The sequence below is a fragment of the Mesorhizobium sp. M0016 genome (assembly GCF_040324035.1).
Lineage (GTDB): Bacteria > Pseudomonadota > Alphaproteobacteria > Rhizobiales > Rhizobiaceae > Mesorhizobium.
Genome location: NZ_JAMYVM010000010.1, coordinates 16,289 through 36,238, shown reverse-complemented (window position 1 = coordinate 36,238; position 19,950 = coordinate 16,289). Strand labels below are relative to the sequence as shown.

16 protein-coding genes are annotated in these 19,950 nt (G+C 63.2%); 7 read left to right on the top strand and 9 right to left on the bottom strand.

What is annotated here, in order from left to right; all coding sequences use genetic code 11:
• Nucleotides 1-13: 13 nt before the first annotated feature.
• The 3 genes from sufC to NKJ88_RS16165 form a co-directional block, all read right to left on the bottom strand.
• Nucleotides 14-769 carry a Fe-S cluster assembly ATPase SufC gene (gene sufC / locus NKJ88_RS16175; RefSeq protein ID WP_023711504.1) on the bottom strand — a complete coding sequence of 252 codons (756 nt, stop codon included), beginning with the start codon at nt 767-769 and terminating at the stop codon, nt 14-16.
• Nucleotides 770-796: 27 nt separating this feature from the next.
• On the bottom strand, nt 797-2,314 hold the full coding sequence (sufB, locus tag NKJ88_RS16170) for a Fe-S cluster assembly protein SufB (protein ID WP_023684859.1): 1,518 nt from the start codon (nt 2,312-2,314) through the stop codon (nt 797-799).
• A gap of 185 nt (nt 2,315-2,499) precedes the next feature.
• Entirely contained in the window at nt 2,500-3,663 is a 1,164-nt protein-coding gene (locus NKJ88_RS16165; protein WP_023825124.1) for a cysteine desulfurase family protein, read from the bottom strand.
• Between the two features lie 255 nt (nt 3,664-3,918).
• Between NKJ88_RS16165 and NKJ88_RS16160 the strand changes: the two genes are divergently transcribed.
• The gene (locus NKJ88_RS16160; RefSeq protein WP_023669128.1) at nt 3,919-4,593 is read left to right on the top strand and encodes an alpha/beta hydrolase; all 675 of its coding nucleotides are present in this window, start codon (nt 3,919-3,921) and stop codon (nt 4,591-4,593) included.
• 212 nt (nt 4,594-4,805) lie between these two features.
• Nucleotides 4,806-5,453 carry an FMN-binding negative transcriptional regulator gene (locus tag NKJ88_RS16155; protein ID WP_023700865.1) on the top strand — a complete coding sequence of 216 codons (648 nt, stop codon included), beginning with the start codon at nt 4,806-4,808 and terminating at the stop codon, nt 5,451-5,453.
• Nucleotides 5,454-5,483: 30 nt separating this feature from the next.
• Here NKJ88_RS16155 and NKJ88_RS16150 read toward each other — a convergent pair whose 3' ends face one another.
• Genes NKJ88_RS16150 through NKJ88_RS16135 form a run of 4 tightly spaced genes read right to left on the bottom strand, consistent with a single transcriptional unit; the run spans nt 5,484 to nt 9,181 of the window.
• Nucleotides 5,484-6,389, bottom strand: coding sequence for a phosphatase PAP2 family protein (locus NKJ88_RS16150; protein WP_023826176.1), 906 nt, complete (start codon nt 6,387-6,389; stop codon nt 5,484-5,486).
• 30 nt (nt 6,390-6,419) lie between these two features.
• Nucleotides 6,420-8,063 carry an ArnT family glycosyltransferase gene (locus NKJ88_RS16145; protein WP_023819423.1) on the bottom strand — a complete coding sequence of 548 codons (1,644 nt, stop codon included), beginning with the start codon at nt 8,061-8,063 and terminating at the stop codon, nt 6,420-6,422.
• A gap of 58 nt (nt 8,064-8,121) precedes the next feature.
• The gene (locus NKJ88_RS16140) at nt 8,122-8,454 is read right to left on the bottom strand and encodes a lipid-A-disaccharide synthase N-terminal domain-containing protein (RefSeq protein WP_023669132.1); all 333 of its coding nucleotides are present in this window, start codon (nt 8,452-8,454) and stop codon (nt 8,122-8,124) included.
• Nucleotides 8,447-9,181, bottom strand: coding sequence for a glycosyltransferase family 2 protein (locus NKJ88_RS16135; protein ID WP_352444693.1), 735 nt, complete (start codon nt 9,179-9,181; stop codon nt 8,447-8,449). The genes NKJ88_RS16140 and NKJ88_RS16135 overlap by 8 nt, the downstream gene beginning before the upstream one ends.
• Before the next feature lie 254 nt (nt 9,182-9,435).
• On the opposite strand from NKJ88_RS16135, the gene tyrS reads away from it, so the two are divergent.
• Nucleotides 9,436-10,689: a tyrosine--tRNA ligase gene (gene tyrS / locus NKJ88_RS16130; protein ID WP_023819422.1), complete on the top strand. Its 1,254-nt coding sequence runs from the start codon at nt 9,436-9,438 to the stop codon at nt 10,687-10,689.
• Between the two features lie 17 nt (nt 10,690-10,706).
• Here the strand turns inward: tyrS and NKJ88_RS16125 are convergent, their stop codons facing one another.
• The gene (locus NKJ88_RS16125; protein WP_352444691.1) at nt 10,707-14,093 is read right to left on the bottom strand and encodes a YhdP family protein; all 3,387 of its coding nucleotides are present in this window, start codon (nt 14,091-14,093) and stop codon (nt 10,707-10,709) included.
• A gap of 184 nt (nt 14,094-14,277) precedes the next feature.
• Here NKJ88_RS16125 and NKJ88_RS16120 point away from each other — a divergent pair, with 184 nt between their 5' ends.
• Together NKJ88_RS16120 and NKJ88_RS16115 are read left to right on the top strand one after the other, a co-directional pair.
• Nucleotides 14,278-14,745 carry a peroxiredoxin gene (locus NKJ88_RS16120; protein ID WP_023726938.1) on the top strand — a complete coding sequence of 156 codons (468 nt, stop codon included), beginning with the start codon at nt 14,278-14,280 and terminating at the stop codon, nt 14,743-14,745.
• A 166-nt stretch (nt 14,746-14,911) separates the two neighbouring features.
• Entirely contained in the window at nt 14,912-16,189 is a 1,278-nt protein-coding gene (locus NKJ88_RS16115; protein WP_352444690.1) for a M23 family metallopeptidase, read from the top strand.
• A 423-nt stretch (nt 16,190-16,612) separates the two neighbouring features.
• On the opposite strand, the gene NKJ88_RS16110 is transcribed toward NKJ88_RS16115, so the two are convergent.
• Nucleotides 16,613-17,794 carry a M24 family metallopeptidase gene (locus NKJ88_RS16110; RefSeq protein ID WP_352444689.1) on the bottom strand — a complete coding sequence of 394 codons (1,182 nt, stop codon included), beginning with the start codon at nt 17,792-17,794 and terminating at the stop codon, nt 16,613-16,615.
• A gap of 211 nt (nt 17,795-18,005) precedes the next feature.
• Here NKJ88_RS16110 and NKJ88_RS16105 point away from each other — a divergent pair, with 211 nt between their 5' ends.
• Together NKJ88_RS16105 and NKJ88_RS16100 are read left to right on the top strand one after the other, a co-directional pair.
• Nucleotides 18,006-19,172: an ROK family transcriptional regulator gene (locus tag NKJ88_RS16105; RefSeq protein ID WP_352444687.1), complete on the top strand. Its 1,167-nt coding sequence runs from the start codon at nt 18,006-18,008 to the stop codon at nt 19,170-19,172.
• The gene (locus NKJ88_RS16100; RefSeq protein WP_023669142.1) at nt 19,169-19,933 is read left to right on the top strand and encodes an ATP-binding cassette domain-containing protein; all 765 of its coding nucleotides are present in this window, start codon (nt 19,169-19,171) and stop codon (nt 19,931-19,933) included. The genes NKJ88_RS16105 and NKJ88_RS16100 overlap by 4 nt, the downstream gene beginning before the upstream one ends.
• Nucleotides 19,934-19,950 lie beyond the last annotated feature (17 nt).

Sequence of the window (19,950 nt, the reverse complement as noted above, 5' to 3'; positions counted from 1 at the left end):
GCCTTCTGGCGTCTCACGCGGCTTCGCCGATCACGCCGGCATAGCCATTGGCTTCGAGATCGAGCGCCAGCGACTTGTCGCCGGACTTGATCACCTGGCCCTTGTATAGGACGTGCACGCTATCGGGCACGATGTGCTCGAGCAGGCGCTGGTAGTGGGTGATGACGATGATGGCACGGTCGGCCGAACGCAGCGCGTTGACGCCGTCCGAGACGATCTTCAGCGCATCGATGTCGAGGCCGGAATCGGTCTCGTCGAGCACGCAGAGCTTTGGCTCCAGCAGCTTCATCTGCAGGATCTCGGCCCGCTTCTTCTCGCCGCCGGAAAAGCCGACATTGAGCGGCCGCTTGAGCATCGCCATCTCCATCGAGAGCGAGGCTGCCGCCTCTTTCACCCGCTTCAAAAATTCCGGGATCTTCAGCGGCTCCTCGCCGCGCGCCTTGCGCTGCTCGTTCATCGCCACTTTCAGGAATTCCATGGTCGCGACGCCAGGTATCTCCATCGGATACTGGAAGGCGAGGAAGATGCCCGCGGTGGCGCGCTCGGCCGGATCCATTTCGAGGATCGACTGGCCGTTATAGAGGATGTCGCCTTCGGTGACCTCATAGTCCTCACGGCCGGCGAGGATGTAGGACAGCGTCGATTTGCCCGAGCCGTTCGGACCCATGATGGCAGCGACCTCGCCGTTTTTCACCGTCAGGTTCAGGCCGCGGATGATCTCGGTGCCGTCATCGACGATGCGGGCATGCAGGTTCTTGATCTCAAGCATTTTTTCTTTCCTGGATATATTGTCCGGTCAGCCGACCGAGCCCTCAAGGCTGATGCCGATAAGCTTCTGCGCTTCGACCGCGAACTCCATCGGCAGCTGCTGGATAACATCCTTGACGAAGCCGTTGACGATCAGCGCGATCGCCTCTTCCTCGGGAATGCCGCGCTGCATGACGTAGAATTTCTGGTCCTCGGAAATCTTCGACGTCGTCGCTTCGTGCTCGAACTGCGCCGTCGAATTCTTGGCTTCCATGTAGGGCACGGTGTGGGCGCCGCACTGGTCGCCGATCAGGAGACTATCGCAATTGGTGAAGTTGCGGGCGTTGGTCGCCTTGCGGTGCGCCGAAACCTGGCCGCGATAGGTGTTCTGCGAGAAGCCGGCGGCGATGCCCTTGGAGATGATGCGGCTCGACGTGTTCTTGCCGAGATGGATCATCTTGGTGCCGCTGTCGACCTGCTGGTAGCCGTTCGACACGGCGATCGAATAGAACTCGCCGGAGGAATCGTCGCCGCGCAGGATGCAGCTGGGATATTTCCAGGTGATCGCTGAACCGGTCTCGACCTGCGTCCACGAGATCTTCGAACGGTCGCCGCGGCAGTCGCCGCGCTTGGTGACGAAATTGTAGATGCCGCCCTTGCCCTCGGCATCGCCGGGGTACCAGTTCTGCACCGTCGAATATTTGATCTCGGCATCGTCGAGCGCCACCAGTTCGACGACGGCGGCATGCAGCTGGTTCTCGTCGCGCTGCGGCGCCGTGCAGCCTTCGAGATAGGAGACGTAAGCCCCCTCCTCGGCGATGATCAGCGTGCGCTCGAACTGGCCGGTGTTCTTCTCGTTCATGCGGAAATAGGTCGACAGCTCCATCGGGCAGCGCACGCCCTTGGGCACGAAGACGAACGAGCCGTCGGTGAAGACAGCCGAATTCAGCGTGGCGTAGAAATTGTCGGAGGTCGGCACGACCGAGCCGAGATATTTCTGCACCAGCTCCGGATGCTCGCGGATGGCTTCCGAGATCGAGCAGAAGATGACGCCGGCCTGCGCCAGCTCCTTCTTGAACGTGGTGACGACGGAAACGGAATCGAACACCGCGTCGACCGCGACACGGCCCGATTTGTAGACATTGTCGCTGGGCTCCTCGAGATCGGAGACGTCGGTCTTCTGCACGCCAGCGAGGATTTCTTGTTCCCGCAGCGGAATGCCGAGCTTCTCGTAGACCTTCAACAACTCGGGATCGACGTCGCTCAGCGAGGTCGGGCCGGGCGTGCTCTTGGGCGCCGCGTAGTAATAGAGGTCCTGAAAGTCGATCTTCGGATAATGGACGCGCGCCCAGGTCGGCTCTTCCAGCGTCAGCCAGCGCCGATAGGCTTCCAGACGCCATTCCAGCATCCAGGACGGTTCATCCTTCTTGGCCGAGATAAAGCGAATAATGTCTTCGCTCAGGCCCTTGGGGGCCTTGTCCATCGCGATCTCTGTCTGGAATCCGTATTTGTACTGGTCGACGTCGATCTTTCGGACCCGATCGATCGTGTCCTGCACAGCAGGCATAAGCGTTCTCCATCCACGCCGGGGTCAAGGCCCGACAGTTTTCAAACTATGGCATCGCCGAGGGCTGCCCATGAGGCGCCGAAGGCGGCGTAAGTTTCATATAGTGCGTCTCGGCCGGGAATTCACCCGGCCAGTTGCAAACGCACGGCTCTACCAGGCCGCGAGGCCTGAATTCTTTGTAGCCTTCAGGCGGCTTGTTCCCTGCCCGCCCGGCGCTGGGCGATTTCGGCCAGCGCCGTACGAAACAGTTCGATGTCCCCGGCGCTCGTTGCGCGACCGATGGACACGCGCAAAGCCCCGAGGCTGTCACCATGACCCATGGCCATCAGCACATGGCTCGGCCCGACCTTGCCCGACGAACAGGCCGATCCCGCCGACAGCGCAACGCCAGCCAGATCGAAAGCGATCTGCGCCGTCTCGGCCTTGATGCCGGGAATAGCGAAGAATGTCGTATTGGCAAGCCTTGGCGCGCCGGTTCCGAAGATTTCTGCGTCCGGCACCAGCGTTTTGAGTGTTTTCTCGACCTCGCCGCGGCGTTGCGCGATCGCTTCGACGTCTTTCAGTCCAGCCAAAGCCTGCCGCGCCGCGGCGCCAAAGCCGGCGATGGCCGCCAGGTTTTCGGTGCCGCCGCGATGGCCCTTTTCCTGGCCGCCGCCATTGATCAGCGGCTTCGGCATCATCAGATCGGCTGCCGCAACGACGGCGCCGACACCCTTGGGGCCGCCGATCTTGTGCGAAGACAGAATCAAATAGTCGGCGTAAGCCGCTGACATATCGATGGGAACGCGGCCCGCAGCCTGCACCGCGTCGACCACCAGAATGCCGCCCGCCGCCTTGACGATTGCAGCGATTGCCTCGATCGGCTGGATGACGCCGGTCTCGTTGTTGGCCGCATGGATCGCGACCAACGGCAGGCCTTCGGCCTTGTCATGCGCGGCCAGAGCGGCTGTCAGCTGAGCGAGGTCAGCGATGCCATCGGCGTCGACGCCGATCTGCGAAGCCTGTGTTGCCGGGAAGCGGCCGCCGTTCAACAGGCAAGGGTGGTCGGCCTCGCAGACATAGAGCCGGCTCATGCGCGCCGTGCCACGGCCCATCCGCCAATCCGGTGTCAGCAGCGTCGATGCGGCTTCCGTCGCGCCGGAGGTGAAGACGACATGCTCGGCCTTGGCGCCGACAAGCGCTGCCACATCGCGCCGGGCAGTGTCGATCAAGCGCCGCGCCGCGCGCCCCTCGGCATGCACCGACGACGGATTGGCGACGAGATCGAGCGCGGCAATCATCGCCTCGCGCGCCTCGGCAATGAGCGGCGCGCTGGCATTGTAGTCGAGATAGGCGCGTGCTGCGGCCATTTTCACCCAATCGATCCCGTCAAGACCCTTTCCGCAAGGATAGCGCGTTATTTCCTTGAAATTGCAAGGCAAGACGTCCTATTTACGCGGCTTGCGGCGAGGATGGCCGGGCCGTCACGGCTGGCTATCCAGTTTTGAACAATTCTAAACTAGCTTCTAAGAAGACGCTTGCCCTGCGTCAAGGCCCGGAAGGGCTGGGGCTGGAGTAAGAATTGTTCCGGGCGCCGCGCATTCGTATGCCATTTGGAGTATTTCATGCCTGAGGTCATTTTCACCGGTCCGGCCGGCCGCCTGGAGGGCCGCTACCAGCCTTCCAAGGAGAAGAGCGCGCCGATTGCCATCGTGTTGCATCCGCATCCGCAATTCGGCGGCACGATGAACAACAAGATCGTCTATGACCTCTTCTACATGTTCCAGAAGCGCGATTTCACCACGCTTCGCTTCAACTTCCGCGGCATCGGCCGCAGCCAGGGCGAATTCGACCACGGCACCGGCGAATTGTCGGATGCCGCCGCAGCGCTCGACTGGGTGCAGTCGCTGCATCCGGATTCCAAGAGCTGCTGGGTGGCCGGTTATTCCTTCGGCTCCTGGATCGGCATGCAGCTTCTGATGCGCCGGCCCGAGATCGAGGGCTTCATCTCGATCGCGCCGCAGCCCAACACCTATGATTTCTCGTTCCTGGCGCCCTGCCCGTCATCGGGTCTGATCATCCATGGCGATGCCGACAAGGTGGCGCCGCCCAAGGATGTGCAGGGCCTGGTCGACAAGCTGCACACGCAAAAGGGCATCACCATCACGCAGAAGACCTTGCCCGGCGCCAACCACTTCTTCGCCAACGACGCCGATCTGCTGCTCGAGGAATGCGCCGACTATCTCGACCGACGGCTGGCCGGCGAATTGTCCGATCCGCGGCCGAAGCGGCTGCGCTAAGAGCAATTCCAGGAAAAGTGCAAACGGGTTTTCCGTCCGGAATTGCGTCAAAACAAAAACTCCCGGTCCGATGCCGTCACAGTCGTGCCCATCATGGGCGCGACAATGCCATTTCGGCTGATCCAAACGGTGAAGCCAGCCTGACATGTGGCGCGGCTCGGCTGAACGGTGCACAATGCCGGTTCAGCCAGCGCAAGAAGGCATGACCGATCATGTACCAGCCTCCCCATTTCCAGGAAACGCGGCCGGACGTCCTGCACGGGCTGATCCGGACGCATCCGCTGGGGTTGCTGATCTCCAACGGCACCGATGGCCCGGTCGCCAATGCCATTCCTTTCCTGCTTGATGCAGAGGTTGGGCCGAATGGCCGGCTGCGCGCCCATCTGGCCAGGGCCAACCCGCAATGGCGTCAGCTGGCCGACAATCCGACATCGCCGGTGCTGGTCGTCTTCCAGGGCGCCGACGCCTATGTGACGCCGTCCTGGTACGAGACCAAGCGCGAGACCGGCAAGGTCGTGCCGACCTGGAACTACGCCATTGTCCAGGTGCGAGGAACCGTCAGAGTGATCGAGGATTCCGCCTGGATCGCACAGCAGATCACCGAGCTGACGCTGTCGCAGGAAGGCGCCCGCGAGGCACCCTGGGCGGTGACCGATGCGCCGCCGACCTTCATCCAGTCGCAAATCAAGGGCATTGTCGGGCTTGAGATCGAGATCGCCGAAATCAGCGGCAAGTGGAAAGTCAGCCAGAACCGGCCTGTCGCCGACCGCGTCGGTGTCGCCGAAGGGCTGGAGAAGGACGCCGCCGGCGCGCCTGACATGGCTCGGCTGGTGCGGAGCTGGGGTGGCATCGACAGCTAGCTGGGGTGGTCTTAGATGGTTCCAAAGGCGTCAGCAATTCAGTTGCTTGCCGGCGCTGCTCCAATGCGGAAATTCGTCTTGTCTCGGCGCATCGTTTTGGTTTGGTTTGCGAGCCCGACGGAATAGGCGGAACGTAGTTTTTGCCACCGGCAACCCCGACGCCGTGTAGCGGAAGATACATCCCAGCCGGCCAAGCACCATCGCGCAGACGATGGCAACAGCACAGCCAAGGCCGAATCCGGCGACAGTGTCGCTCGGGTAGTGCGCGCCGATAAAGATCCGGGTCGATGCGACCGACAAGGTTGCTGCCAGCAGCACCCATCTGCGCTGGGGCAACAACAGCAGTGCAATGCCGAAAATGACGCCCATGGTCGTGGCATGGCCGGACGGGAAGCTGGCAAAGCGCGCCTCCAAGGAAAAAGGATGCAGCGACAGATCGCCGAGCTTGTCGAAATTCATCGGCCTGGCTCTGCCCACGCCATATTTCAGCACGTTGACGACCATGGCCGAGAGTGCGATCGAACCCAGCACCATGAAAGCAAAGCAGGTCCAGTTGTAGAAGGTCATCCGCGCGCGCCGGGAAAGGCTGCGCCAATCCGTCAGATTCGCGGCAATCAGCACCAATACCGACGGGACAAGATACCAGCCGCCTAGGCCGAAGAAGGTAAAAAACTCGGCGATGCGGAAGACATTGGTCGAGCCTGAAGCCCACTCCCTCGCCATGGTCCCTGCAAGATGGTCGAAACGGAGCGACACCGCGATCGTCAGCAAAAGCCAGGCCACAACCCAGACCGACCACAGGATTTTCGGGTAGCGCGCCGGGCGCGTCGCCAGGCGATGCCGTACAATCCCGAAAGTATCGCGGAAATTAGCGACAGACTGCCGGAGCATGGCAGGCAAAGCGGCACGCGCCGGCGATGGCGACTTCATCAACATGCGGAGCTCGGCGCGATCATTGAAGAGCTATCAGTTCGCCACACGGTACAGGCCGAGCGACAATTTATCACCTGACGAATAGTTGATGCCGTCGATCTCGGCGACGCGGCTGGCCTTCTTGCCTTGCCCTGCCAGCAGGTCATCCAGCCGTTTTTCATCGCCGACCGGCGCCAGGCCCAGCGCGCAGGCCGGATCGCCAAGCAGATGTTGCGCAACCCCGTCGACATCGGTCAGTACCGTCTTTGTGCCCACCAGAAATACCAGGCTCGGTTCGTGATATTGCGCGGAGGCGAGCACGCTCATCTCACAGGGACGATCGGCGCGAACCGCAGCCTCGATTTCCCGGCTCATCCAAATCGGTTTCAGTGACGGCACGATGACACCGAACAGCAGGGCGTAGGTTATACCGGCGCAAACCGCAGCCCCGCCGATGCGGACCAGCGGCACCAGCGTCTGGCGCGAAACAGCGAGGTAGCCGGCGCCCAATGCTGCCGCGGCGGCCGGAACGCTCCACCATAAAAATGTCTTCATGAGATAGATCGGCGCACCGACGCAAAGCACGGCGAGACCGACTGTCACCAGAACGGTGCCGAATGCGGTCGCCCACCACAGCCATGTCTGCCAGCGCCTGAGCGGCGCATTTGCCTCTTGCGGCGTCAGCGTCAAAAGCCAGCCGATGAGCAGGGCCATGCCGGGATAGGCCGGCAGCACATAATGCGGCAGTTTCGTCGGGATCAATTCGAAGACGAGCCAGAACGGAACGTACCAGGCGAGGCAGAAACGCAGGCGCGGATCGTCGCGCAATCGGTTGAGCGCCTGCAGTCCGGCGCCGAGCGCCACAAGGCCGAACGGCCACATGAACAGGCAATAGGTCAGCACGTAGAAGCCCGGCGGAACGCCGTGCGACTCCTCGCCTTGCGCGACCTTGCCGAGCATATCCTTGCCGACGGCCTGCTGCAGGAAGGCGCCGTTGCTCTTCCAGGTGATGAGGGCGAGCCAAGGCAGCACGATCAACAGCACCAGAATCAGCCCACGCCCGGCTTTCAGCCTCGCCAGCCAGCGCCAGTCGCGCTCGAAAGCAACCAGCGTGAGCACCGTCAGCGCCGACAGCAGCGGTGCAATCGGCCCCTTGATGAGGATAGCCGCGCCCTGCGCAGCCCAGAAAATCCACGGCAGATGGCCGGCGACAGGCTCGTTGCGGCGCGATGCCAGATAAATCTGCGCCAGCGCGCCTTGCGCCAGAACGCAGCAGGCAAGCAGCATCGCGTCGGTCTTGGCGTCACGGCCTTCGAAGGCGGTGGCGAAAATCGCCGCCATGACCAGGCCGGCGGCAAGACCGGCATTGGCGCCGAACAGATTGGCCCCGGTCCAGGCGATTGCGACGACGGCGATGGCGATGCCCAGCGCCGAGATCAGCCGGTAAATCCAGATCGGCGCCTGTGCCCCCTCGCCGCTCAGCGTCACCGCCGCCGATTGCAGCCAGTAGATGCCGATCGGCTTTTGGTAGCGCGACGCGTCCTGGAAGCGGATGTCGACATAGTCGCCGGTCTCCGTCATCTGCTTGGTCGCCTGGACGAAGCGCGGCTCGTCGCGGTCGAGCGGCGGCAAAGAGGCCAGTCCCGACGCCGTCATCATCAGGCTGAACAGGAAGAGAAAGATGTAGTTCCTGCTCATTTCGACACCGGACAGACTGGTCAACACCGGACAGACTGGATTTGGCGGGACTGGTGGCTCAGTCGACCTTGGTCATCGCCGCCTTGCGCTCATTGGCGATGAGCCATAAATTTCTGACATAGATCACCATGCCCATGGCCTGGCCGGCGATGAACACCGGATCCTCACGCTGGATGGCGTAGACGAGCAGCAGCCCGCCGCCGAACAGCGAGAAGAACCAGAAAGCGATCGGCACGACGCTGCGCTTGGCCTTTTCCGAAGCGATCCACTGCACCAGGAAGCGCATGGTGAAGAAGAACTGGGCAACGAAGCCGAGCAGAACCCAGGCGTCGAACTGCTTGACGAAAACCTGGTGCAGCCAGGTCGCCAATTCCTGAAACACGTTAGCCATGCGTGATTTCCTCTACCTTTGGCATTCTGCGGCGCCGGCGCCGAAGCCACCAGACGCCGGCGAGATCGAGCGCGCCCTGCAGGCCGCGATCGAAGATGCCGTAATTCGACTTGCCGTGGCGGCGCGAGCGGTCGACGACGTCGCAATGGACGACGCGGTAGCCTTCCTGGATGACCAGGGCCGGAACGAAACGATGCGTGCCGTCGAAGAAGGGCAGTTTGCGTAGGATATCGGTGTGGATCGCCTTCAGGCCGCAGCCAGTGTCGCGGGTGTCGTCATGCAGGATCGCGCCGCGCAGCCAGTTGGCGAAACGCGATGCCAATTGCTTGATCTTGCTGTCGCGGCGCTTCAATCGCTGCCCCTGCGCGGCGCCGAAATCGGGCCCTGCCCGACGCAGCGCATCGACCAGAACGGGGATATATTGCGGGTCGTTCTGGCCGTCGCCGTCGATGGTGGCGACGATCGAGCCGCGCGCCGCCCAAGCGCCCGAGCGCACCGAAAGCGACTGGCCGGCGGATTTTTCGTGCCGCAGCTGCCGAAGCGGAAACGGACGTTTGGCGGCTTCAGCGGCAAGCACCGAAGCGGTGTCGTCAGTCGAACCGTCATTGACGACGATGATTTCGAATTCGCGCCCGGTCATCGCCGCCTCGATCTCGTCGATCAGCAGCGGCAGGTTCGCCGCCTCGTTGCGGCAGGGAATGACGATGGATATCAATGCGTCCGGCATATCGCGTCGGGCTCTGTCACAAGATATGGCATTCGGTGGATGCCGTGCGGTGCCGTTCCAGCGGATCGAACCCGTTGGCGCGGCGCCTCATTACGCCAGCCGACAGGATGAAGCAAGCATGCGCGGCAGTGCAGAATAGGCTGTCCATGCCGGCGCAAAATCGGAAACCACTTTTGCTTGACGCGCTTGGATGCTAAACGCCCGCGTTCAGGCCATGCCGGGCCGTTCGGACCCGGCGCTTTCAGGAAGAAACAATGTCCGCCTTCAAGTCCGATTTCCTGCGCGTCATGAGCGAGCGCGGCTTCATCCACCAGATTTCGGATGAGACCGGGCTGGATCAACTTTTCGCGAAGGAAACCGTGACCGCCTATGTCGGCTACGACGCCACGGCGACCAGCCTGCACATCGGCAATCTGATATCGGCGACCATGCTCTACTGGATGCAGGAGACCGGACACCGGCCGATCGCGCTGATGGGCGGCGGCACCTCGATGATCGGCGACCCGTCCTTCCGCGACGACCAGCGCAGCCTTTTGACGCCCGAGGCGATCGCCACCAACATCGAAGGCATCAAGCGAATTTTTGGCCGCATCCTGCGCTTCGGCGACACTGGCAATGACGCCATCATGGTCAACAATGCCGACTGGCTGATGAAGCTCAACTATGTCGAGTTCCTGCGCGATGTCGGCCGCCACTTTTCGGTCAACCGGATGCTGACCTTCGACAGCGTCAGGCTGCGGCTCGAGCGCGAACAGTCGCTGTCCTTCCTCGAATTCAACTACATGATCCTGCAAGGCTATGATTTCGTCGAGCTCAGCCGCCGCCACGACTGCCGGCTGCAGATGGGCGGTTCGGACCAGTGGGGCAACATCATCAACGGCGTCGATCTCGGCCACCGCATGGGCACGCCGCAGCTTTATGCGCTGACCACGCCGCTGCTGACGACATCGTCGGGCGCCAAGATGGGCAAATCGGCCAAGGGCGCGGTGTGGCTGAACGGCGACCTCTTCTCGCCCTATGATTTCTGGCAGTACTGGCGAAACACCGAGGATGCCGACGTCGAGCGCTTCCTGAAGATCTTCACCCGGCTGCCGCTGTCGGAGATCGCGCGGCTGGCCGCCCTTGGCGGCTCGGAGATCAACGAGGCCAAGAAGGTGCTGGCCACCGAAACCACGGCCATCGTGCACGGCCGCGAGGCGGCGCTCGCGGCCGAGGAAACTGCGCGCAAGACATTCGAGGAAGGCGTGACGGCCGAAACGCTGCCGACCGTGGAAGTGGACGACGCCGCGCTGGAAGCCGGCATCGGCATCCTGTCGCTGCTGGTCAGCGCGGGCCTTGCCGGGTCAAACGGCGAGGCAAGGCGTCACATACAGGGTGGCGCCGTGCGCCTCAACGACCAGCCGGTGGCGGACGACCGGCGGATGGTGACGCCTCTTGATTTGAGTCCGGAAAACGTCGCAAAGCTTTCAGTGGGCAAGAAAAAACACGTTCTGGTGCGGCCGGTCTGACCCGTCTTCTGGGATCCTCAGCGATATTCGAAGATCGAGCGGAAAATGCCCGGCGCGATTACCGATAGCGGGTTGATGTCCAGCACCGGCTTGTTGGCGTTGCCCTTAAGCCGGTAGGTGACGCCGATCAGCCCGCGGTCGCGGCCATTGCCGAGCAGCGCGCCGACCAGCGGCAGTTCGCCAAAGATGCGGTTGAGGCCATAGGCCGGCATGAAGGTTCCGGTCATGTCCATATTGTTGTTCTGGTCGTAGAGCGTGCCTTGGAAGGTGGTGCCGATGCGCGGGCCGCGCAGCACGCCATTCGCCAATTTCAAATAGCCCGACCCCTTGTCGATCTCGGTAAAGCCGCGCTCGAACTTTACCCGCGAAGTGTCGATCTTGCCCTTGACCGCTTCGTTCAGGCTGCGGCTGTCGCCGGTTGGCGTGGTCGAGACGATCGAGGCGAGCTTCGGTTCATTGACGATGAAGAAGTTGCTCGAATCGACCTGTCCACGCATCGGGCCGTCGGCTGCGCCGCTGAGCGCCAGCGTGATCGATCCGCCTTCCATATGCTCGTAGATGTTGAGGAAGCGCAATATGGCGCCTGCGTCGGCCGACTTCATGGTGAGCGCGCGAGCACCATTGCCTGCCGTATTGCTGATGGTGATGGCGGCGCCGGAACTTGCCGCGGCGCTGACCTTGAGCCTGTTCACCCTGGAGCCGGCGGCACTGTAGTCGAGCTTCAAATTGGACAGGACCTCGTCATGGAACCCGGTTAGCGAATTGACGTCGGCGCTGACCGAAACCGCGTCCGTGCCGGTGGTTTTGGTGGCGGTATCGACATCGGAGGTGAACTGCTTGATCAGCGAGCGGGCATCGAGCGCGTTGCCGCTGACATCGACTGCGAAGCCCTTGCCCGACCGCTTCACCGTCACGGCGACATCGTCGCCCCGGTTCAAGGCGACTTTGCTGAAGCGGGCCGACGACAGCGCGCCCTTGACCAGGACGACATTGCCTTCGACCGAAAAGCTCTTTCCGTCGAGGTCGAAGTCGGACAGCGTCGTGGTATCGCCGGACTTGGTCATGGTAAAAGTGGCATTGGCGGCAATGCCCGGCCCCTTGCTCCAGCCTGCCCAGGGAATGTCCAGCCTGGCGCTCGTCAGGTCGACGTCGACGTTCTGGCTGCCGCCTTCGCCGCTCTTGTCGATTGCCACCTTGATGGTGCCGGAAATCAGCGGCGACAGGCCAGGCATGGCCATGGCGCGCGTCTTTTCGTCGAGCACAAGCGCCACCTTGCGGCTGCGCGGCGGCCCGTCATCCCTGAGCGGCTCGACCAGATCGAGCTCGGCTGGAATGCCGTTCAGCCGCGCCTTGGCAGAGATCACCGCCTTGTCGGGCCCGACTTCGATCGAGCCGTCGGCATCGGTCACCATCTGGCCTTCGAACGGCTTGGCGAGCGACAGGTCCTTGTAGTCGAGCGATACCAGCCAATCGAGCTTCGACGTGTCGACGCCGGATTGCAACGGAATGTCGGCCTTGACGTGGCCGGTCACCGTGCCCGACAGGTCGTCCGGCAAGATGCCGACATGGCGCATGGCGTTGATCGGTTCGTAGGAGGCAAGTTCGGCGATGGCCGGCGCCTCGCCGGCGACGTCGATGTCGAGCGCGCCAATCACCGGCGGGTGGTTTGCCGCCTTTACCGACAGTGTGCCATTGCTTGCCGCCACGGTGCGGCCGCTCGGCATATAGACGCTGCCGGAGGACAGCGCGACGTCGACATCGTTGCCGTGGAAGGAAACGACGCCGACGGCATCGCGTATCGGCGGGATGCGGCCGGCGGTGTCGAAGCGCGAGCCCTCGACCTGGAAGCGGCCGAACACCTCGTCGGCCGAAAGCGGCACGCCGTTGCCGAGACGCCCCGGCACGACCTGGAACTGCAGGCTGGCATCGACGACGCGACCGCCAAACAGGTTCTGCAGCACCCACAGCCGCGCATTCTTGGCGGAGAACCAGGGCCACAATTGCTTGACGTGCGAGACCGCCATGTCGTGGACGTTGAGCGACACCGAGATACCCGGCGGTCCGTTGTCGATGAAGGAAACCGCAGCGGTTCCCAGCACTTCGCTCCCCGACCCCGACCTGATGCCGATCTGGTCGGCGACAAGCTTGCGGCTCTTGACCTGATAGACGCCGGCGATGCGGGCGAAGAAATTCAGCGCCGGCTCGGGCGATTCCGAAGGCGCCAGCGTCGAGCCGTCGCTGGTCAGGTCGTAACGATAGGAAGGCTCCTCGCCGGCCGCGCCGGTCGACGGCTTTGGCCCGATCGAGCCGGCGAAATTGAACGCCGAGCGCCCGGTCTTTAGAACCAGCCTGCCGACATCGATCTTGTTGGAGCCGGAGACGAGGGCGGCGTCGACATCGACATCGGCCGGCAACAGCCCGCGTGTGCCGAGGTCGAGCACCGAGCCGGTTAGCGACAGCGAGCCCGTCAGCCGCGAATCGGTCTCGCCCGAGCCTTCGGATCCGGTGAGCTTCAAAGCAATCGCGCCGGTTCGCCCGCCGGCCGCCGGCGTTGTCTCCGCGACATCCGCCATGTCGATGGCGGCGTTCAAGGCGGTGACGCGCATCGAGCTCGCATCGCGGGTGGCGGTGGCCGTGACGGTGAGCGCGCGGCCATCGACATCCGCCTCGGACGAGAACTCCACGCTGCCGGGGCCCGACTGCAGCACCGTCGCGTTGGCGATCATGACCAGCTTGACCGATCCGGCCTCGGGCAGCTCGAATGCGACATTTTTGAGATCGATGCGGCGCATCGAATCCTCGCGCACGGCATCGAGTGCACGATTGATGTCACTGAAGACGGCGGCGGCCAGTTTTTCCGGATCGATGAGACCTTCTTGATTGCGCAGGCGCGCTGTCCAGTCACCACCCGACGGCATTGCCGCGGTGACGATATGGGCGTCGGAAATCTTGGCGCTGGTCAGCCGAACCTCGCCCGAAAGCAGCGGGATAAACCGGATGCCGAAGCGGACGCGCCCGGCATCGGCCATCGGCTTGCCGTCGGCGGTCTCGACGCTGACATCCTTGACCTGCAGCGCAATGAAGCTCGATCCGTCAAGTGTCAGGCTGGCAGGACCGACGGCGACTTTGACGTCGAAACCGGCCAGTTTCTCGATCGCCGTTTCGGCTTCCAACCGCAGCCGTTCGCTGCCGATGCCGGTGGCGCCGATGACGTAGACAGCCGCCGCTGCCAGCAGCACAAGGGCTCCAATGCCGGCAAATGCGCGAACAAGAATACGAAAGCCGCGGCCGATCCGCGCCTTGCCGAGTGGCGGCACGCGGCAAGCGGACGGGAAAGCCCCCAGGTCGGTGATCTCGTCACGCCTGAACCGGATTTTCTCGTGTTGCGGTTCTTCCTGATCCACGCAATTTTCCGTTGTGCGAATTCGATCGTGGACGGATCCCCGCCCGACACTATAACGATGCAGGCTAGAGCATGATGCCGAAAAGTGTGAGGCGGTTTTCTCGGACAAACGGTTTCCGTTTGTCCAGGCATCATGCTCTATCTCTTTGATTCAGGGCCGCGTAACCTCAAACAAGGGCATCGATATGGCTGATCTCGACGTTGGCGACGTTGCGCCGCAATTCGATCTTCCGCGCGACGGCGGCGGCTCACTCAGCCTTGCCTCGATGCGGGGGAAGCCTGTTGTACTTTATTTCTATCCGCGGGACGACACCACAAGTTGTACCAATGAGGCGATCAGCTTTTCGCAGCTGAAGCCGGAGTTCGAAAAGGCCGGCGCCGTGGTGATCGGCCTGTCGCCGGACAGCGTGAAGAAGCACGACAAGTTCAAAACGAAATACGATCTCACCGTCGACCTGGTTGCCGACGAGGAGCGAAAAGTGATCGAGGCCTACAATCTGTGGGTCGAGAAGACGATGTATGGCCGCAACTATATGGGCGTCGAGCGGGCGACGTTCCTGATCGGCAAGGACGGGCGGATCGCCGGGATCTGGCGCAAGGTCCGGGTGAAAGGCCATGCCGAAGCAGTGCTGGAGGCGGTCCGCGCGCTCTGAGGCCCCACCGATCTGGCCAACGCCGCGCCCTGCATTAGGGGAATAAGACACATATGCGGTTGGCTGACACCGCTGGTCACTGGCGCGCCCGCTCGACGGCAAAACTTTGTTAACCCTAATAATGTGTAATCGGGCTTCGTTGGTGTCGTAACGAAAGCTTGGTCCCGTGAACCTAACCGGTCAGTCAGCGGTCTTCGGCAGGCGCAAGGAGCCGCATACGATCATCATTGCGCGGGGCAATGAAATACGCCATTTCACCATCCGGCCGTGGCTCGTCGCCTTTCTGGGCTCGGCACTGGCGGCGATCGCCATCGGCTATCTCTTGGCGACCTCCTATCTCGTACTGCGCGACGATCTGATCGGCGCCACCACGGCCCGGCAGGCGCGCATGCAGCAGGCCTATGAAGATCGCATTTCCGCATTGCGCGCGCAGGTCGACCGCATCACCAGCCGCCAGCTTCTCGACCAAAAACTGATGGAAACCAAGGTCAGCGAATTGATCGAGCGGCAGAGCCAGCTCAGCCAGCGCCATGGCCGCCTCGGCCCGATTCTCGAGCGGGCCGAAAACGAGGTCGGCACGCCGGCCGCCGCGGATGTGGCGGCAAAACCCGACGAGCATGCCGAATTGACCGGCGGCGAGCCACTCGCCTATTCGGTCGCCAGCCTTGGTTCGGGCGACACCAGGCCATTCTCGCTGTGGTCGACACGTTCCGATCCGCTGCCCAGCGAAACGGCTGCCGACCGTGCCGACAAACTGTTCGTCACAATCAACGAATCGCTGAAGAACATCGAGAGCCAGCAGCTCACCCGCATCGAAACCTTGGCCGACAACGCCTACAAGAACGCCGATGCCATCACCCAGGCGCTGGAAGCCGCCGGTCTGCCGGTCGACAGTGATTTCGGCAAGAACGAAAGCGATGTCGGCGGACCGCTGATCCCGCTTGACAGCTCGATGATGTTCGACAGCAAGGTCAAGGAACTGGACGAGGCGCTGGATACGCTCGACCAGTTGAAGAAAGAGGCGCGGCGGCTGCCGCTCGCCAACCCGGCGCCGGGCCACTCCGTCACCAGCCCGTTCGGCGTGCGCACCGACCCCATCCTCGGCACCGCTGCCCTGCACTCGGGCATGGATTTCCGCACGCCGGTCGGCATGGCGGCCAAGGTCACCGCGGCCGGAATCGTCACCAAGGCCGGCTGGAACGGCGGCTATGGCCGCATGGTCGAGGTCGATCACGGCAACGGCTTTGCCACGCGCTACGGCCATCTGAGCGAGATCGACGTTGCCGTCGGCCAAAAACTCGCGGCCGGCGACATCATCGGCAAGACCGGCAGCAGCGGCCGCTCGACCGGCCCGCACCTGCACTACGAGGTCCGCCACAATGGCGAGGCCATCGACCCGCTGCGCTTCCTGACCGTCGGCAAGAAGGTCGAGCAGTATCTGTAGGGTCAAGCCAGGCGGCTGGTTGCTGCCCAACTTCTCCGCGCCCTGCCCGCTGGTTCCGGATCCAAGGTCGCACCAAGCGCGGACCCGTGCCGACAAAACTGTCCCTGGGCTGAGACAGATGCACGGCCACTGCGAAGCCCATCGAGGCATGGGCGTCATGGCCACGGGCATGCATGACCCTTATCGCCTCATTGCGATTGACGGCCTCCCGGAGCCGACAATATCGACGGCCAGGCCGTAGCGGGCGACGTCGCGGATCTGATATCCCCTGCCCGGCCAGCATCGGCCTGAGATAAGCTCGCGTGCCAATCTCGCGGTTCGATAATTCGGATGGCGGTGCAGATGACGGCGGATCTCGACCATCCGATCGAGAATTCCGGCATCGATGGCGGGGTCGCGGCACCGCCTGGTGCTGCGGGCCGGTCAGGATTTGACATGGATGTATCGCGGGAATTTGGTTAGCGTCTCATGGCCGGTCTCGGTCACCAGAATGGTCTCGCTGATCTCGATGCCCCAGCCATCCATCCACATGCCAAGAATGGAGTGCACGACATTGCCGGGTTGCAGCGCGGTCTTGTCGCCGGGCCGCAGGCTGATCGTGTGCTCGCCCCAATCCGGGGGATAGGCGACGCCAATGGAGTAGCCGATGCGCGATTCCTTCTTCAGCCCGTAGCGCTGGATAACCTTGCGCCATGCGGCCTCGACCGCTTCGGCTGTGGTCCCCGGCCTGACCGCGTCGAGCACCGCATCCATGCCTTCGATCACCGCCTTTGCGGTGTCGGCGACACGGGCCGGCGTCTTGCCGAGCTGCATCGTTCGGGCGAGGCCTGCGGCATATCGGCGGCAAACGCCGGCGAGTTCGAGCGCGATCGTCTCGTCCTTGCCGAACCTCCGGTCGCTCCACATGATGTGCGGAGCCGATGCATTCTCGCCGCCGAGGATGGTCGGCGGCAGTGCCGTGATGTCGCCGGCGAAGTCCGCGCTGCCGGCGATCTGCGTCGCCTGGATCGCGGCAATCGCATCGCACTCGCGCACACCTGGCGCAATGACTTCGAAGGCCCGCGCAACAGCTGCTTCAGCCAAGGTCGACGCCTTGCGCAGGTAGGCGATTTCCGGCGCGGATTTCACGGCGCGGATCCAGTTCACCAGGAGATCGGCGTCGTGCCATTTCGCATTGGGCAGGCCGGCGACCAGCCGGGCATGCGCCTTCGGCGAGAAATAATAGGCTTCGAGCTCGACGCCGATATGTCTCGCGCCCCAGCCCTTGGCGACGATCCAGGCCGCTATCCAGTCCATCGGATGGCGATCGGCGCGCTGGACATGGTCCTCGGGAAAACCAACAACATTCTCCGGCTTCATCCAGGCCGTCAGCAAGCCGCCTGCCGCATCCATGGCGCGGCCGATCCAGACCGGCTCGGCCTCGTGTTCGATCGGGACCAGCACGACCTGCGGCGTGTAGAACGACCAGCCGTCATAGCCGGTGATGTAATGCTGGTTGGCGACATCGTTGACGACCAGCAGTTCGAGCCCACGCGCCGCCATCTCGGCGCGGATCTTCTGGAGCCGCCGCTGGTACTCATCGCGCGCAAAAGGCAATTCGATCATCGGTTTTCCTGCTGGATTGTTGGCCGGCGAGCCCCACGCCCGCCTGACGTCATTCACCATTGCGGTGGTTTCAGCCCGGCTGCAATCAGCCAGCGCGACGAATGGGACAGGTCCTGCACCGCGCCCGGGAACCGTCGCGAATTATTTTTGAATTCCATTTGACTGAATAAATTGCCTGTGCAAGTCTTGGCCTTCCTAAGGGGCGCGGGACATGGCACTGCGGGGGACCAATCAGGAGTTCGGGCGGCCTTACAACCGGCGCATCGTCCTGGAGTCCATCCGCCTTCACGGTCCCATAGCTCGCGGCGACATTGCCAGCCGGGTCGGCCTCACCGTCCAGACCGTATCGACCATCGTTCGCGAACTCGAAGAGCATGGCTATGTGCTGTCGCTGCGCGAAGAGCCGCGCGGACGCGGGTTGCCGCCGGCGACGCTCAGGATCAACCCCGAGGGCGGCTACGCCGTCGGCGTCCACCTCACCCCGCTGGGGATCGACGCGGCGCTCATCAATCTCAGCGGCGATGTCATCGAGAGCATGCATCGCGAGGCGCCGCATGCGACGCCCGACCATGCCTTCGAGCTGATCGGCGCGATGGTGCCCGAGTTGACTGCGCTGCGGCCCGGCGGGCGCGTGCTCGGCATCGGCATGGCGCTGCCTGGACCGTTCGGCGTGGAGTCGATGAGCTTCGTCGGCCCGACGACCATGGCCGGCTGGAAGGATGTCGCGCTGCCGGAACGGCTGGCGGCGCCGACCGGGCTGCCGGCCTTCTTCGAAACCGACATGGCGGCGGCGGCCATGGGCGAACGGCTTTACGGTCTTGGCTCCGGTTATTCCGAATACTACTACCTCTATTTCGGCGTCGGCCTCGGCGGCGTCATCGTGCATGACGGCGCGGTGATGCGCGGCGCCTGGGGCAATGCCGGCGAAATCGGACACATCCCTGCCGTTCCCGGTGGCGAGCCTTGCCCATGCGGTAACAGCGGCTGCCTCGAACGGTATCTCTCGCTCGAAGCACGTCGCCGCCGCAACATCAGCGACGCCGCCTGGGTGGCCGAGATCGCGCCGATCTTCCGCAACGCCATCGTCACCATCGAGAATGTGTTCGACCCGGAAACCGTCATCCTCGGCGGGCTTGCGCCCACCGACCTGCTCGAAAAGCTGGTCGGCGCGGCGGGACAGCTTCCCAATTCGGTCTCGGCGCGGCGCGACCGCAAGACACCGCGCGTGACGGTGGCGACCGGCGGTAAGCATTCGGTGCTGCGCGGCGCTGCCGCATTAGCCGTTTCGGGCGTGCTGTCGCCGCGCTTCGGCCAGATGTTCATTGCCGAGCGCGAGCGCCGGTCCGACCTCATGCACAGCAAGGGAGTGGCGGCATGACCGAACCGCTGCTGGTACTCGAAAACGTCACCAAGAATTACGGCGCCATTCATGCGCTGAGGGGCATCAGCTTCTCGATCGGCAAGGGCGAAGTCGTGGCGCTGCTCGGCGACAACGGCGCCGGCAAGTCGACACTGGTCAAGATCATCGCCGGCGGCCTCGAGCCGAGCTCCGGCCGCATGCTGTTCGAGGGCAAGGAATTCCTGGCGAAAACGCCGGCCGAGGCCAAGGCTGCCGGCATCGAGACCGTCTACCAGGACCTGTCGCTCTGCACCAATGTCGACGTCGTCGCCAATTTCTTCATGGGCCGCGAAATCACCCGCAAGGTTCTCGGTGTCCCCATCCTCGACGAGCGCGCCATGGAGGCCGTGGTCGGCAAGGCGCTGGCAAGTGCGGGCACCCGCATCCCGTCGCTGCGCACCAATGTCGAGCATCTCTCGGGCGGCCAGCGCCAGGCCATCGAGCTCAACCGCTTCGTGCATTGGGGCGGCAAGCTCGTGCTGCTCGACGAGCCGTTCGCCGCCCTCGGCGTCGAACAAACCAGGCGCGGTCTCGAGATGATCCGCCAGGTGGCCAACCAGGGCATCGGCGTCGTCATCATCACCCATATCATGCAACAGGCCTTCCAGGTCGCCGACCGGATCGTGGTGATCCGGCAAGGCGTCGTGGCCGGCGATGTCGCACGCAACAAAACAAGTCCCGATGCGGTGATCAACATGATCACCGGTGAGACGCTTGCCGGTGCCGGACCGGCAGGTTGAGGGACAAAAGAGGGGTC

Excerpts from the sequence above, each read along its gene's own strand:
- NKJ88_RS16145 (WP_023819423.1), bottom strand. The coding sequence starts at position 8,063 with ATGAGCAGGAACTACATCTTTCTCTTCCTGTTCAGCCTGATGATGACG.
- sufC (WP_023711504.1), bottom strand. The coding sequence starts at position 769 with ATGCTTGAGATCAAGAACCTGCATGCCCGCATCGTCGATGACGGCACC.
- NKJ88_RS16110 (WP_352444689.1), bottom strand. The coding sequence starts at position 17,794 with ATGATCGAATTGCCTTTTGCGCGCGATGAGTACCAGCGGCGGCTCCAG.
- NKJ88_RS16120 (WP_023726938.1), top strand. The coding sequence starts at position 14,278 with ATGGCTGATCTCGACGTTGGCGACGTTGCGCCGCAATTCGATCTTCCG.
- NKJ88_RS16160 (WP_023669128.1), top strand. The coding sequence starts at position 3,919 with ATGCCTGAGGTCATTTTCACCGGTCCGGCCGGCCGCCTGGAGGGCCGC.
- NKJ88_RS16155 (WP_023700865.1), top strand. The coding sequence starts at position 4,806 with ATGTACCAGCCTCCCCATTTCCAGGAAACGCGGCCGGACGTCCTGCAC.
- NKJ88_RS16100 (WP_023669142.1), top strand. The coding sequence starts at position 19,169 with ATGACCGAACCGCTGCTGGTACTCGAAAACGTCACCAAGAATTACGGC.
- NKJ88_RS16150 (WP_023826176.1), bottom strand. The coding sequence starts at position 6,389 with ATGTTGATGAAGTCGCCATCGCCGGCGCGTGCCGCTTTGCCTGCCATG.
- NKJ88_RS16135 (WP_352444693.1), bottom strand. The coding sequence starts at position 9,181 with ATGCCGGACGCATTGATATCCATCGTCATTCCCTGCCGCAACGAGGCG.
- NKJ88_RS16165 (WP_023825124.1), bottom strand. The coding sequence starts at position 3,663 with ATGGCCGCAGCACGCGCCTATCTCGACTACAATGCCAGCGCGCCGCTC.
- sufB (WP_023684859.1), bottom strand. The coding sequence starts at position 2,314 with ATGCCTGCTGTGCAGGACACGATCGATCGGGTCCGAAAGATCGACGTC.
- tyrS (WP_023819422.1), top strand. The coding sequence starts at position 9,436 with ATGTCCGCCTTCAAGTCCGATTTCCTGCGCGTCATGAGCGAGCGCGGC.
- NKJ88_RS16140 (WP_023669132.1), bottom strand. The coding sequence starts at position 8,454 with ATGGCTAACGTGTTTCAGGAATTGGCGACCTGGCTGCACCAGGTTTTC.
- NKJ88_RS16105 (WP_352444687.1), top strand. The coding sequence starts at position 18,006 with ATGGCACTGCGGGGGACCAATCAGGAGTTCGGGCGGCCTTACAACCGG.